Consider the following 13,599-nt stretch of genomic DNA (forward strand, 5'->3'; position numbering starts at 1 on the left):
GGGAGACTGCGGGCCGTTCACACGGTTCAATAGAAACTTGCCTGAAAGGCGGTCGCGGTCAGCGAGACATGCGCATCGAGCGGCGGGTGAAGTTCGCACCCTTTTGGCTCTCGCGCGAAGTTCCAGAGCCGGAACAGGCTCCATGCCGAACGCCGCTCCTCGGCCACGGCCAGCTCGTTGCGGCTGATGTGGAAGGGTGTACGCTCCCAGCCATTCGTCGTCTTCACCTCGATCAGGCGCGGACGACCGTCCGGCGCGAAACTGGCGATGTCGTAGCCGACATGCTCGCTGCAGACTGCCCCTTTGGCGCCAAGACGACAACAACGTCAGGTCCCATTCCTGGCTGGGCAATCAGACCCCGGCAGACGCGCGCCCAGTACTTGAGCAATCTGAATGCTGTGCACCCGGCGCGGTTGCCCAACCCGAAACCGACCACTCTCAAACCCCGGGGCTCTCGTCATGAGCGAGGGACGAACGGGGCGCAGGTCACAGGGAAATCGGGTTTCCAGGCTCCACCATGGCGACGGATAGGAATGATTGGCTCCCCACCATGCTCGAGGATCGCCGCATGGCAACGGCCTGTATCGTGAGCCCCATCGGTTGTGACCGTGTCGATATTTTCTCCGTCAGGGATCTGCGACAACAGCTCCGGCAGGATGGAGCTATCGCCCTGTCTGCTCGAGGTGAACTCGACCGCGCGAATATCGCCGGTGACCGTGTCCATTGCCAGGTGGGCCTTGCGACATTCGCACCTGCGCGTCGAGTCGTGCTTACATGCCAGCCATTCGCCGTCCCACGGAAACGTATGCCCTTCACCATGGGCCTCGGACCAGTGGCGCCTCACTGGCTCACTCCGGCGAAGCGGGAGGCCGAACAGGGCCTTCAACGTGCGGCGGGTCTGGATGGTGCTGTCAGAAGAAGTCTCGGGATGGCCACGCTTGCCGCTTCTCCTCGCGTATCAGGTCATCTTCTGATCGAACCAGACTGACAGCGAACCGCGCCGTTTCAGCGAAGCGTTATAGTCAGACCAATTCATCGTAGGGTAGCGGGTGGCGTAGAGCTTTGCCATCCCAACGATCTAACCCTTAGGATTCCCAAACTGAATCCCTCTCACCGACATGTGAAAAAGCCCCCAAAGGCGGTGTCTGATCGGACGAAGCAAAGGCACCATGAACACCAAGTCTCATGCAATCACCGATGCCGCCGGGTCCGATCCGCTTCTTCATAACCGCGGGCCAGATCCGCAGAACTAAGCTGAAAGGCCCAAGACATTCGCAAAGCCGCCACGCCGACGAGCACGCGCCCCGGGGCTTCCCGGAACGCGGTTTTCTGACCCTGCTCAGAAGTCCAGCTTGACGCCGACGCCGACCACGCGCGGCTCGACCACCGTCGCCTCATAGCCGCTCGACACCGTGCGGCTGGCGCGCAAGGAGGTCACCGCCCGCTCGTCGAAGATGTTGTTCACATAGGCATAGAGCTGCAGATTGTCGCGCGGCTCGTAGACCACGCGCGCATTGGCGACGGTGTAAGTCGGCACGAAGGTCGCCGCGAGGTTCGCGTCGTCCGAGTAATAGGACCCGGAATGGCGGACCACACCACTCAGCGTCACGTCCGGGCGCACCTTCCAGTCCGCCGCAAGGCTGATCGTGCGGCCCGGCGCGCGACCGAATTCGTTGCCGGTGTAGTCCGTGGTCGCCTGCGTGAACTTGTCGATCTCGGTCTCGAGCAGACCGATGCTGCCGCGGATCTTCAGCGCCTCGGTCGCCTCGAAGTCGAAGCCCAGCTCGAGCCCGTAGGACTTCGCCTTCTCGGCATTGACCGTCACCGCCTCGAAGATGCCGTCGACCGGCTCCGAGGTCACATAGCGCTGCATGTTCCGGTACTTGGTGTAGAACAGGTTGGCGCTCAGCCCGAGACGGCCGTCAAGCGTGCGGGTGCGGGCGAAGAGCTCGTAATCGAGGGAGGTTTCGGGCTTATAGGTGATCCACTCGCCCGAGCTCAGGCCAAGGCTGACGCCGCCCGGGTTGTAGCCCTTGGACACCATCGCGCCGACCGTGGTGTCGGCGTTGACGTCATAGGACAGCGACAGCTTGGGCAGCCAGGCGTCGAAGCTTTCGTCATAGTCGACGGCAGCGCTGGTGTAGGGGCTGGTGCCGCTGCGCTGCACCCGGTCGCGCTGATAGCGCATCGAGCCGCTCAGCGTCCAGCGATCGTCGATCCGGTAGTTCAGCCCGCCGAACAGCGCGAAGCTGTCCTTGGTGTCCCCGAAGCTCGACACCCCGCCCGCCTGAAGCTGCTCGTCGCTGTCGACATGCGAGGCGTACAGGCCCGCGACACCGCTCCATTCGCTCAGCTCGTCGCCGAAGGTCAGCCGGGTCTCGTTCGACACCGTCTCCTGATCGACCACGGCACTGCCCGAGGTCACCGGCGAGGTCGTCCGTCGGGTGAAGAGCGACGAATACTGCAGCTGGTTGGTCAGCGTCACGCCATTGTCGAAGGCATAGCTCAGATCGGCGATCGTGGTGTTCGAGATGTTGCGCCAGCTCGGATTCGAGGGCGCGGTGCTGTCATAGTCGTCATAGGGCGCGGTCGCCGCCTCCCAGGTCGGGCGGTTGCCGTCGACATGCGAGAAGGTCAGCATCGCCTCGAACTGCGGCATCGAGGACGGCTTCCACAGCAGCTTTGCCCGCGCCGTCTGCGAGAACAGGTCCTGATCGGTCTTGCCGAGCGAGAAGGATGGGTTGACGTAATCGATGTAATTGTCGCGTCCGGTGTAATCGAGCGCGATGCGCGCGGCGAGATCAGGGGCGATCTCGCCCGAGGCCATCAGCGAGGCCCGGCGCCGGTTGCCCGTCCCGTATTCGAACTGCATCGAGCCCTCGCGCTCGAAGGTCGGGTCCTTGGTGTTGACGACGAAGGCGCCGGCGATGCTGTTGGCGCCTTGGCTGATCGTCTGCGGGCCGCGGAACACCTCGATGGTGTCGACGTCCCAGATCGAGGCGCTGGAATAGACGAGTTCGTAATAGCTCAGGTAATGGCCGTCGACATTCACCGCGACGCGCGGGCTGGTGCCGCCGAAGAAGGCGGTCGCGCCCGAGCTCGGGCCCTCGCCGTCCTGGCCGCGGATCGTCGGCGTGCCGCCCTGCCCGCCCTCGGCCGGATAGGTGACGTTGGCCATCTCGCTGACCACGTCGGTCACCGAATTCGCGCCCTTGGCCGAGGCAATCTCGCCCTCGGTGACCGCGGTCACCGAAGAGGCGGTGCGCTGCTGGCTGCGGGCCATCTTGTCGCCCGTGACGATGATCGTGCCGAGGAAATAGCCGTCCGAGGAGCTTTCCTGCGCCTGCCCGGCGACGGGAAAGAGCGCGCAAAGCGCAACCATGCTCACCCCGCCCAGAAGGCGGATGATGTGCCGCTGTTCCATGTTTCATCCTTCAAGTTGTGTCTGGCTGGCGTGGAACGGCTGGCGATGGTGTCCGTGCCTCGGCGCGCGGCGCGTCAGGCATCCTCCCCGTTCTGACGATTTCGTGAGTCACTACAACAATTCCTGATTTAAATTATCAAGATGTTGCCGCGGCGCCGCAGTCTGTCGGCGCGCCCCGGGGCGAATGTCCGAGTCTTTCAGTAAATTTTCAATCTTGAAACCCACCCCCCGCTCTGACATGGTCTGCGCAGGCAGCAAGGCCCTCAGGGGCAGGCTCGCGACGGGTGCCCCGGAGCGAGGAGCGACCTTCCCATGACATCCCCGCACCGCATCGCCCTGCGCGATCGGCGTTTTTGCGGCGCGAGGGCACAACCCAGGCGCGAGCGACGCCCTCGCGCGCAACGCCGAGTCCGCTGCATGACCCTGCCCTCCCCCGCTTCGCACGCCGATGCCGGCGCCCTCCCGGGACCCAACCAGCCCTTCGCCTTCCGCAACGCCGCCGGACGCGTCTGCGCCATGGGGCCCGCCCACGCCCTTGCCCGCGGCACCCGCGACAGCCTGGCCGAGCGCCTCGCGCCCTTCTTTGCCGGCCCCGCCGATGGCGCGGTGATCGGTGGCGCGCTGCCCTTCGACACCACCCGGCCCGACTGCCTTTGGCAGGCCAGGGGCGGCGACGGGACTTGGCCCGGCGACGGAGCCGCCAGCACCGAGCCCCCGTCACGGCCCGTTCCGCCCCGCCCGCAGCCCCCCGCGCGCGGCTATATCGACAGCGTCGCCCGCGCACTCGAGATCATGCGCCGCGAGGACGGCCTGCCCGAGGCGCTGACGAAGATCGTCCTCGCACGCACCCTGCTGGTCGAGGAGGCACAGGCCTTCCCGCTGCGGCAAGTGCTGGCCCGGCTGAGCGAGGACCCGTCGGTCACCGCCTTCCAGGTTTCGTTGCCGTCGCGCGCCGATCAGGGCGCGCCGCGCCATCTGGTCGGCGCGACGCCCGAACTGCTGCTGGAAAAGCGCGGCGCGGCGATCCTGTCGCATCCGCTCGCGGGCTCCGCCCGGCGTCTCGAGGATGCGCAGGCCGATGCACAGGCCGCGCAAAATCTCGCGCGCTCCGAGAAGGATCAGCGCGAGCACCGGCTGGTGGTCGAATATATCCTCGACCTGCTGGCCCCCGACTGTGCCGAGCTGTCGACGCCCGAGGGCACGACGCTGACCACCACCCGCTCGATGTGGCACATCGGCACGAGGATCGAGGGGCGGTTGAAGGACCCCGACACCCCGGCCGTGGTACTGGCCGCGCGGCTGCACCCGACGCCCGCGGTCTGTGGCCTGCCCTGCGCGCGGGCGGCCGGGCTGATCCGAAGCCTCGAACCGGTCGAGCGTGACTTCTATGCCGGCGCCGTCGGCTGGTGCGACCGGCGCGGCGATGGCGCTTGGCATGTCGCGATCCGCTGCGCCGAGCTGTGCGGTGCGCAGGCGCGGCTTTATGCCGGGGCGGGCATCGTACTCGGCTCGGAGCCGCGCGCCGAGGCGGCCGAAACCGGGGCGAAATTCGGCGCCCTGCTCGCCGCGCTCGGCCTGCCGCGCGACGCGGCGCTGCACGACCTCGATTCCCTTCACGACTGAACACAGGACGACCCCGATGGCCCTTCCCGGAATTGCCACCTATCCCCTGCCCCGGCGCGACGCGCTGCCCGCGGCGCGCGCACCATGGCAGGTCGCGCCCGCCCGCGCGGCGCTGCTGATCCACGACATGCAGCGCTATTTCTGCGCCCCCTTCCCGCCCGACACGGCGCCGCTGCCCGAGGTGATCGCCCACATCGCCACCCTTGCCCGCGCCGCGCGCGCCTGCGGCATGCCGGTCTTCTACACCGCGCAGGAAGGCGAGCAGCTGCGTGCCGACCGCGGCCTGCAGGCCGATCTGTGGGGTCCCGGCATGTCGCGCCGTCCCGAGCATCAGGAGATCGTGCCCGAACTGGCCCCTGCCCCCGGCGATCTGGTTCTGGTCAAGCACCGCTACAGCGCCTTTCAGCGCTCGAACCTCGAGACGCTGCTGCGCGCGCGCGGCCGCGATCAGCTGCTGATCACCGGCGTCTATGCGCATATCGGCTGCCTCGCCACCGCGGCCGAGGCCTTCCAGCGCGATATCGAGCCCTTCACCATCGCCGACGCCCAGGCCGATTTTGATGCCGCCCGTCACGAGATGGCCCTGCGATGGGTCGGCGGCACCTGCGGCGGGGTGATCACCACCGCCGACGCGCTTGCGGCACTGCCGGAGGCCGCCCGATGCGCCTGAGCGGATTTTCCGGGCGCAGCGCGCTCGTCACCGGCGCGGCCGGCGGTATCGGCCAGGAAACCGTGCGCCTGCTGAACGAGGCTGGCGCGACCGTCGTCGCCACCGACACCGCCGAAGCGCTTGCGGCCCTGCCCGCGGCGATGCGGGCAAACGCGGTCGCCTGCCTGCCGTGCGATCTGCGCGATGCCGGCGCGGTCGCGGCGATGGTCGCCGCGGCCGAGGCGCAGGCGGGCCCGATCAGCCTTGCCGCTCATACCGCCGGGGTGCTGGCGCTTGGGCCGCTGCTCGAGATGACGGCCGAGCAGTGGCGCCGGGTGATGGCGATCAACCTCGACGGCAGCTTCCATCTGATGCAGGCGATCGGGCCGCGTCTGGCCGCACAGCCGAAGGCGGCGCTGGTGGTCGTCAGTTCGAACGCCGCGGGCATTCCGCGGCTCGGGATGGGGGCCTATTGCGCCTCGAAGGCGGCACTGACCATGCTCACCCGCTGCCTCGGGCTCGAGCTCGCGCAGCGGGGCGTGCGCTGCAACGTGATCGCACCGGGCTCGACACTGACGCCGATGCAGACGGGCATGTGGGCCGACAAGCAGGGCCCGGCGCGGGTGATCGCCGGCGATCTGGCGAGCTTCCGCACCGGGATCCCGCTCGGCAAGCTGGCGACGCCTGCCGAAATCGCACAGGCCGCGGTGTTCCTGCTGTCCGATCAGGCCGGCCACATCACCATGGCCGATCTCTACATCGACGGCGGCGCGACGCTGCGCGGCTGACCCCCGGCCCTGCCGCCGCCCTCGCGCGGCAGGGCAACCGCGGTCAGCACACCGGCAGGGCCGGAAAAGAGCATCGCCCCGATCCGCCGCCCCGCGGACCAGCCCGGCGCCAGATCACGCGTCAACCGCAGGCTGGGTGGGCTCCCCGCCGCCTCGGGCAGAAGTTCCGCCGCATCGAAATCGAAGCGACGCCCGACCAGCGGGCTCAGCGCCTTGAACAGGCTCTCTTTCACCGAGAACACCAGCCCGACCCAGAGCGGATCGGTGCCGAATTCGCCCCGCTCGGCCGCGGTCAGCGCCACCGGCGCGATCTCGCGCGCGACCGTCGGGGGCAGGGCCTGCTCGATATCCACACCAAGCCCCGACCACGCCATCGCATGGCCAAGCAACGCAATCGCCTGCCCCTCACAATGGCTGATCGCGCCGCACAGCCCCGCAGGCCAGCGGGGCGCGCCACCGGCACTGCGCCCGGCAAGGCAGGGGGTGCCGCACAGCGCGCCCGCCGCAGCGGCAGCAGCCAGCCGGCCGGCGCGGTATTCTGCGTGCCGGCGGTGACGCGCCCCGCCCGCGGCACAGGGCGCGGCACGCTGCATCTCGACCCGGCAGGCGGGCAGCGCCGCGCGCAACCGCGCGAGCGGCCCTTCCCAGCCCGCCAGCCCCGGACGTGGCTCAGCCACCGCGCCGCGCCGCGATCAGCGCATCCCAGGCATCGAGCGTCGGCTCGCTCGCCAGATCCTCGAAGCTGACGGTGATGCCATGTGTCTTCAGCTCGGCCGCCAGCTTCATCACCCGCAGCGAGTCGAGCCCGTAATAGATCAGGCTCTCGGCCGGATCGATCGGCCCCTCATCCTCGAGCAGCGCGACAACACGCGCCTCCAGCCACTCACGATCGACGGTTTCGGGATGGGCAGTCAGGGTCATTGGGGTCTCCTTGGTCATTGGGGGTCCAGCATCGCGGCGCGCAGGGCGCGCTTGTCGATCTTGCCGACCGGGGTCAGCGGCATCGTCTCGAGAAAGACGAAGCGGTCGGGCAATTTGTACTCGGCCACGCCCTGCGCGATCAGATGGCGGCGTAGCTCGACCGCGCGCAGCGGCTGGCGCAGGACAAGGAAGGCACAGCTGCGCTCGCCCAGCCGGGCATCGGGCTCGGCCACAAGGGCCGCCTGCACCACCCCGGGATGGCGCAACAACAACCCCTCGATCTCCTCCGCCGCGATCTTCTCGCCGCCGCGGTTGATCTGGTCCTTCACCCGGCCGACGACGCGCAGATAGCCCTCGGCGTCGCGCTGCACGAGATCGCCGCTGTGATAGAAGCCCTCGGCATCAAAGGCAGTGGCGTTATGCGCGGGGCTGCGGAAATAGCCGCGGAAGGTGTAGGGCCCGCGCACCCACAGCTGACCGGTCACGCCCGGGGCGCAATCCCGCCCCTCGGCGTCGCGCACCCGGACCTCGTCATCGGGGCTGATCGGCCGCCCCTGGGTGGTGAAGACGCACTCGGGCGGATCGTCGAGGCGGGTATAGTTCACCAGCCCCTCGGCCATGCCGAAAACCTGCTGCAGGGCGCAGCCAAGCACCTTTGGCACCTGCCGCGCCAGCGCCTCGGCGAAACTCGCACCGCCCACCTGCAGCAGTTCGAGGCTCTCGGGCACCGCAAGCCCGCCGCGCGCAGCGTCAAGCCAGAGCCCCACGGCTGAGGGCACCAGCGCCGCCATCGTCACGCCATAGCGCGCGATCAGCTCGAAGCACAGCTGCGGCTCGGGGCTGGCCGCCATCACCACGGTGCCGCCGGCATGGAACACGCCAAGCGCGCCGGGCGAGCTGAGCACGTAATTGTGCGGCGCAGGCAGCGCGCACAGGAAGCAGGTGCGCGGGCTCAGGGCACAGATCTCGGCGCTGGCCCGGATCGAATAGTCATAATCGTTGTGGGTGCGCGGGATCAGCTTCGGCGTGCCGGTGCTGCCGCCCGAAAGCTGGAAGAAGGCGACGGCGCCGGAGTCGATGCGGGGCAGGTCTTCCTCGTCCGGCGCCCCGGCGGGCTCGATCCAGGCGGCAAGGTCGCGCCCGGGTTCGGGATCGTCAAGGAAGAGGCACAGATCGAGCCGCCCCGAGATCTCGCGCAGCTCGGTCTCGAAACGGTCATCGCGGAACAGCGGATGGCTGCGCGCGGCGATCAGCAGCCCGGGCTGCAGCTGTTCGGCATAGGCCCGCAGCTCCAGCGCGCGATGGCTGAACAGCGCATTGACCGGCGTGATCCCGGCCTTCAGCAGGGCGAAGAAGGTGACGAAGAACTCGGCCCGGTTCGGCAGCTGGACCAGCGCGCGGTCGCCCGGGCGCAGCCCCCGCGCCAGCAGCCGTCGCGCGAGCGCCGTCGCCATCCGGTCGAGCGCGCCATAGCTGATCGCCCGCGCCCCGCACAGGATCGCGCAGGCCTCGGGCCGGCTGCGCACCTGTGCGTCAAGCCCGCGCGTCAGCGGCGCATCGAGCCAGTAGCCCTTCTGCCGGTAGCGCTGTGCAAGGTCGTCCGGCCAGGGGGTGAAATCAGTCATTTCAGATCGGATCCGTTCGGGACGGCCTGCGCCCGCCCCCGCTGTCATCGCCGCCCAAATCCGTCACGCCAGCCCTCACGACCCGATGAAACAGATTGATTCCAGCAGGTTATCGGCGAGATGCCCGGCGCCCGAATTCCACAGGTTGACGGGCCTCAATACTTGAGTATTTATGTCGACAAATGTCAACAGGGTGAGTTCCAATGCCTGAACTGACGGCGATGCAGGCCTCCTGCTGGATCAGCGGACATGCCGGGGGGCGCGATCCGCAGACCCCTTCCGCGCATCTTTATGTCGAACTCGACTCCGGCGCCCCGACCATGCCGCTCGATCCAGCGCGGCTTGCGCAGGCCTTTGCGGCGCTGATCGTGCGGCACCCGAACCTGCGGCTCTCGGTCTCGGCCGAGGGTCGGCCCGCCATCGTGCCGCCCGGGCCCGCGCATGGCCTGCAGCACCACGACCTGCGCGGGCTTGGCCCGCTCGATGTCGAAGCGGCGCTGGCGCGTCTGCGCGACGACAAGACCCACCAGCGGCTGCCCCTCGACCGCGGCCTGCCCTGCGAGGGAGCGCTGAGCCTGCTGCCGGGTGGCAGGCACCGGCTGCATCTCGATCTCGACATGGTTGCGGCCGATCCCTCCTGCCTGCCCGCGCTGCTTGACGAGCTGGCACAGCTCTATGAGGACGGCCCCGAGGCGCTGCCCGAGACGGCCGCCCCGCAGTCCGCCCCCCAGTCCGCGCCGCGCCCCGATCCGGCACAGGAGGCCCTTGCCCGGGACTGGTGGCGCGCGCGCCTCGACACCATGCCCGACGCGCCCCGCCTGCCCGCCCCCCATCCCGCGCCGCGCGACCGGGTGGCCCACAGCACGCGACTGGCCGCGACACTCACCCCGGAGCAGGCACGCAGCTTCGTCGCGCAGGCGCGAGCGCTGCGGGTCACGCCCTCGGCGCTGGCGCTCGCGCTTTTCGCGCAGGAACTCGGCCGGGCCTGCAGGCAGCAGGCGCTGCGCCTGACTGTGCCGATCTTCCACCGCGACGAAGACACCCCGATCATTGGTGACGCCTCGAACTTCACCCTTCTGGGCGTGACCGGGGTGCAGGACGATCTGCCAGAGCTGGCACGACGGGTGCAGAGCAGCCTCGTGCAGGGCATCACCCATGCCGCCCACCCCGGCCCGCAGCTGCTGCGCGACCTCGCCCGCCACCTCGGCCGGATGCCCGAGGCGCCGGTCGTCTTCACCTCGGGGCTCGACCTTCCGCAGCGCTCGATCCTCAGCGAGCGGGCGCGGCGGGTGCTGGGCGACCTGGTGTGGAGCGTGTCGCAGGGACCGGGCGTGGCGCTCGATGCGCAGATCGCCTGGCTCGGCACCGAGATCCTGCTGAACTGGGACATCCGGCTCGACCTGCTCGACACGGCCTGGACCGAGGCGCTGTTCGCCCGCGTCGTTGACCGGCTGCGGACGCTTGCGCAGGCGCCGGAGCCGCCGCGCAGCTGGCCCCTCGCCCCCCTGCAGCGCGCCTATGTGATGGGGCGCGAGGCGCTGCTGCCGCTTGGCGGCGTGGCGATGCAGGAGACGCGGCTGTTTCGCGGCGCCCTCGATCCGGCGGCGCTGCGCGCGCGCCTCGCCATGCTCGCCACCGCCCATCCCGCCTTGCGGCTGCGCATCGACGCAGCCGCCGGCCGGCAGCACTGCGCCCCACGGGTGGAGGTTCCCTTCACCGCGCGCGACCTGCGCGACGCCCCCGATGCCGAGGCGCAGCTTGCCGCAGTCTGGGAGGCGTTCGCGCGCAGCCCCTGCCCGCTTGAAGGCGCACTGTGGCAGGTCTGTGCGGTGCAGATGCCTGCGGGTCAGGAGGATGCGCTCGCCGTGAAATTCGACGCGCTGGCGCTTGACGGTCCGGCGATCGCGCAGATCTGCGCCGAGATCCTCGCCCCCACCCCGCCCGAGGTCGAGGACCGCACCGAGCCCGCCCGCCCCACGTCCGTCCCGGCCGCGCAGCGGCGCGCCGATGCGGCCTATTGGGAGGAGGCGCTCGCCCGGATCGAGACGGCACCACAGCTGCCATGGCACGCGCCGCTGCATCAGCTCGGCGCCTCGCGCTATCGCCGCGACGTGCGACGGATCACGGGCCCGCAGGTGCAGGCGCTGCGCCGCATCGCGGCCCGCGAAAAGCTGTTCCTCAACAGCCTGCTGAGCTTTGCCGTGCTCGAGGTGCTGGCACGCTTCACCCCCGAGCTGCGGCTGTGCGTCGGCCTGCCGACCGCACCGGCTCTCGAGCGCGCGGGGCTCGCCAATCGCGCTTCCTTCATCGTGATCGACCACGCCGTGGGGCCGGAAAGTGCCCGCGACCGGGCGGCGGCGCTACAGACCCGCACGATGCAGGCGCTCGCCCATGCCAGCGTGTCGGGCGTCGATCTGGCACGGCAGCTGCTTGCCCGCACCGGCGCGGCGCTGGCGCTGCCGGTGGTGCTGACGAACGGGCTGAGCTGGTCCGCGCCCGATCCCTGCGCACCGCTGCGCGAGGTGGCGGGGCTGACCCAGACGCCGCAGGTGGCGCTCGATCTGCGGCTGATGCGCGCCACCGAGGGCGGGATCGAGATTGCCGCCGATCATGCGGAGGCCGCCCTTGCGCCCGAGACCGTCGCGGCGATGCTCGACGCGATCGTCGCAGCGCTTGCGGCGATCTGCACCGCGGGCGCGCTGATCCTGCCCGAGCCGCTGGTGCCGGTGCCGCTGCCCCCCCAACGCGCCGAAATCCCCGATCCCGCGCCGCATCTGCCGCGCATCGCCGCCCATCTGCGCGCGGATCAGGGCACGGCGCTGATCTGCGGCGAGACGCGGCTTGGCTATGACGCCCTGCGACGGCGGGTCGAGGGGCTGCTCGCCGGCCTTGCCACGCGCGGCATCGGCCCGGGCGACGTCGTGGCGATCGAGCTGCCGCGCGGCCCCGATCATGTCGCGTTGCAGCTTGCCACCGCAATGGCCGGGGTGATCCGGGTGCCGATCGACGCCGGCGCCCCGCCCGCCCGGCGCGATCAGCTGCTGTCGCGCTGCGCCCCGACGCTGGTGGTGTCACAGCGCGAGATCGCGGGCCTTGCCTGCGTCACGCCCGGGGCGCTGAGCGCCCCCGACGGCACCCTGCCCGATGACGCGACGCTGACGGCGCGCAGCCTGTCGCGCGATCCGGGCTATTACCTCTTCACCTCGGGCACCACCGGCACGCCGAAATGCGTGGTGCTGAACAACCGCGCCACGGCAAGCGTGCTCGAACAGTCGCTGCAGGCCTGGCAGGTGACGGCGGCGGACGTGTTGATCTCGGTCACGCCGCTGCATCACGACATGTCGGTTTTCGACGTCTTCGGGGCGCTGTGCGCCGGGGCGACGCTGGTGCTGCCCGAGCCGGGGCACGAGAAGGACGCGATGGACTGGGCACGGCTGGTCGCGACGCATGGGGTGACGCTCTGGGTCTCGGTGCCGGCGATCCTCGAGATGCTGATCGCCGGCGCCCGCCCCGACCAGCTCGCGACCTTGCGGCTGGTGGCGCAGGGCGGCGACTACATCAAGCCCGCGATCATCGCCCGGCTGCGCGATCTGCTGCCGCACGCGCGGCTCGTCTCGCTGGGCGGGCCGACCGAGACGACGATCTGGAGCATCTGGCACGAGATCGGCACCGAGGCAGGCACTGAGACCAGCGCCATCCCCTATGGCCGCGCGCTCGCCGGCGCAGAATACCGGATCTGCAACCCGCTGGGCGAGCCCTGCCCACCCGGCGTGCCCGGCCGCATCCACACGCTCGGCGACTGTCTGGCGCTCGGCTATCTCGAGGATGGCGGGCTGGTGCAGACCGATTTCGTGCCCCTGACAGAAGCCGGCGGCCCGCCCCGGCGCGCCTTCCGCACAGGCGATCTCGGGCAATGGCGCGCCGACGGGGTGATCCTGTTTGCCGGTCGCGTCGGCGGCTATGTCAAGGTGCGCGGGGTGCGCGTCAGCCTGGGCGAGATCGAGGCCGCGCTCGCCCGCGTCCCGGCTCTGCGCGACGTGATGGTGGTCGATCTGACGACGGCCGACGGGCGCGAGACGACGCTTGCCGCGCTCTACGTCTGCCGCGACGGCGCCGAGACGCCCCCGGCCGTGCTGCGCGCCCTCCTGCGCGAGACGTTGCCGCCCTCGCATCTGCCCGACCGCTTCGTGCCGCTGCCGGCGCTGCCGCTGTCGGCAAACGGCAAGCCCGACCGCGCCGCCGGACGGCGGCTTGCCACCGGCGCACCGGTCCCGCCCGCCGCCCCGCCCCGGCCGCAGGCGCCCGCTGCGGCAAGCGACGCTGACCCGACGCTCGTGGCACAGGTGCTGGCGCTCTACCTCGAGCGGCTCGGGCCGCGGGAGGGGGCGACGGCGGACAGCCCGCTGCTCGATCTCGGCCTTCTGCCCGCCGATCTCGCCCCGATGGCCGCGGCGCTGAACGCGCGCTTTGGCTGTGCCCTCACCCCGGTGCAGCTTCTGCCGCCGCGCACTGCGCGCGCCGTGGCGGCGCTGATCGCCACCGCCCCGGCCCTGCCGCTTTCCTGATCGC

Annotated in this window: 8 protein-coding genes and 3 pseudogenes; 5 read left to right on the forward strand and 6 right to left on the reverse strand. The window is 70.1% G+C overall.

Annotation, left to right across the window (positions count from 1 at the left end; all coding sequences use genetic code 11):
- Positions 1-26: 26 nt before the first annotated feature.
- Positions 27-278, reverse strand: a pseudogene (locus DYS74_RS04880) (DUF3883 domain-containing protein); the annotation flags it as partial.
- 200 nt (positions 279-478) lie between these two features.
- Positions 479-1,069: pseudogene (locus tag DYS74_RS18905) on the reverse strand (transposase); the annotation flags it as partial.
- 67 nt (positions 1,070-1,136) lie between these two features.
- On the opposite strand from DYS74_RS18905, the pseudogene DYS74_RS04890 reads away from it, so the two are divergent.
- Positions 1,137-1,242, forward strand: a pseudogene (locus DYS74_RS04890) (IS5/IS1182 family transposase); the annotation flags it as partial.
- Positions 1,243-1,339: 97 nt separating this feature from the next.
- Here the strand turns inward: DYS74_RS04890 and DYS74_RS04895 are convergent.
- Positions 1,340-3,424: a TonB-dependent receptor gene (locus DYS74_RS04895; RefSeq protein ID WP_121531481.1), complete on the reverse strand. Its 2,085-nt coding sequence runs from the start codon at positions 3,422-3,424 to the stop codon at positions 1,340-1,342.
- 516 nt (positions 3,425-3,940) lie between these two features.
- Between DYS74_RS04895 and DYS74_RS04900 the strand changes: the two genes are divergently transcribed.
- From DYS74_RS04900 to DYS74_RS04910, 3 genes are read left to right on the forward strand one after another with little or no spacing between them, the layout of a single operon-like run.
- The gene (locus DYS74_RS04900) at positions 3,941-5,047 is read left to right on the forward strand and encodes an isochorismate synthase (protein WP_245965195.1); all 1,107 of its coding nucleotides are present in this window, start codon (positions 3,941-3,943) and stop codon (positions 5,045-5,047) included.
- Positions 5,048-5,063: 16 nt separating this feature from the next.
- A complete protein-coding gene (locus DYS74_RS04905; protein WP_121531485.1) occupies positions 5,064-5,717 on the forward strand; it encodes an isochorismatase family protein in 654 nt (217 codons plus the stop codon).
- A complete protein-coding gene (locus DYS74_RS04910; RefSeq protein ID WP_121531487.1) occupies positions 5,708-6,484 on the forward strand; it encodes an SDR family oxidoreductase in 777 nt (258 codons plus the stop codon). Before DYS74_RS04905 ends, DYS74_RS04910 begins: the two co-directional genes overlap by 10 nt.
- Here the strand turns inward: DYS74_RS04910 and DYS74_RS04915 are convergent.
- Genes DYS74_RS04915 through DYS74_RS04925 form a run of 3 tightly spaced genes read right to left on the reverse strand, consistent with a single transcriptional unit; the run spans position 6,451 to position 9,030 of the window.
- Complete coding sequence (locus DYS74_RS04915; protein ID WP_147435454.1) at positions 6,451-7,161, reverse strand: 4'-phosphopantetheinyl transferase family protein; 711 nt, start codon at positions 7,159-7,161, stop codon at positions 6,451-6,453. The genes DYS74_RS04910 and DYS74_RS04915 overlap by 34 nt on opposite strands.
- Positions 7,154-7,405 (reverse strand): phosphopantetheine-binding protein, encoded by a 252-nt coding sequence (locus tag DYS74_RS04920; protein WP_220668822.1) that lies wholly within the window; start codon positions 7,403-7,405, stop codon positions 7,154-7,156. Before DYS74_RS04920 ends, DYS74_RS04915 begins: the two co-directional genes overlap by 8 nt.
- A 14-nt stretch (positions 7,406-7,419) precedes the next feature.
- Positions 7,420-9,030 carry a (2,3-dihydroxybenzoyl)adenylate synthase gene (locus DYS74_RS04925; protein WP_121531493.1) on the reverse strand — a complete coding sequence of 537 codons (1,611 nt, stop codon included), beginning with the start codon at positions 9,028-9,030 and terminating at the stop codon, positions 7,420-7,422.
- Positions 9,031-9,233: 203 nt separating this feature from the next.
- Between DYS74_RS04925 and DYS74_RS04930 the strand changes: the two genes are divergently transcribed.
- Positions 9,234-13,595 (forward strand): amino acid adenylation domain-containing protein, encoded by a 4,362-nt coding sequence (locus tag DYS74_RS04930; protein ID WP_121531495.1) that lies wholly within the window; start codon positions 9,234-9,236, stop codon positions 13,593-13,595.
- Positions 13,596-13,599 lie beyond the last annotated feature (4 nt).

The sequence above is a fragment of the Paenirhodobacter hankyongi genome (genome assembly GCF_003664585.1).
In the GTDB taxonomy this organism is placed as follows: Bacteria; Pseudomonadota; Alphaproteobacteria; order Rhodobacterales; family Rhodobacteraceae; genus Rhodobacter; species Rhodobacter hankyongi.

Excerpts from the sequence above, each read along its gene's own strand:
- DYS74_RS04925 (WP_121531493.1), bottom strand. The coding sequence starts at position 9,030 with ATGACTGATTTCACCCCCTGGCCGGACGACCTTGCACAGCGCTACCGG.
- DYS74_RS04920 (WP_220668822.1), bottom strand. The coding sequence starts at position 7,405 with ATGACCCTGACTGCCCATCCCGAAACCGTCGATCGTGAGTGGCTGGAG.
- DYS74_RS04910 (WP_121531487.1), top strand. The coding sequence starts at position 5,708 with ATGCGCCTGAGCGGATTTTCCGGGCGCAGCGCGCTCGTCACCGGCGCG.
- DYS74_RS04895 (WP_121531481.1), bottom strand. The coding sequence starts at position 3,424 with ATGGAACAGCGGCACATCATCCGCCTTCTGGGCGGGGTGAGCATGGTT.
- DYS74_RS04905 (WP_121531485.1), top strand. The coding sequence starts at position 5,064 with ATGGCCCTTCCCGGAATTGCCACCTATCCCCTGCCCCGGCGCGACGCG.
- DYS74_RS04900 (WP_245965195.1), top strand. The coding sequence starts at position 3,941 with ATGGGGCCCGCCCACGCCCTTGCCCGCGGCACCCGCGACAGCCTGGCC.
- DYS74_RS04930 (WP_121531495.1), top strand. The coding sequence starts at position 9,234 with ATGCCTGAACTGACGGCGATGCAGGCCTCCTGCTGGATCAGCGGACAT.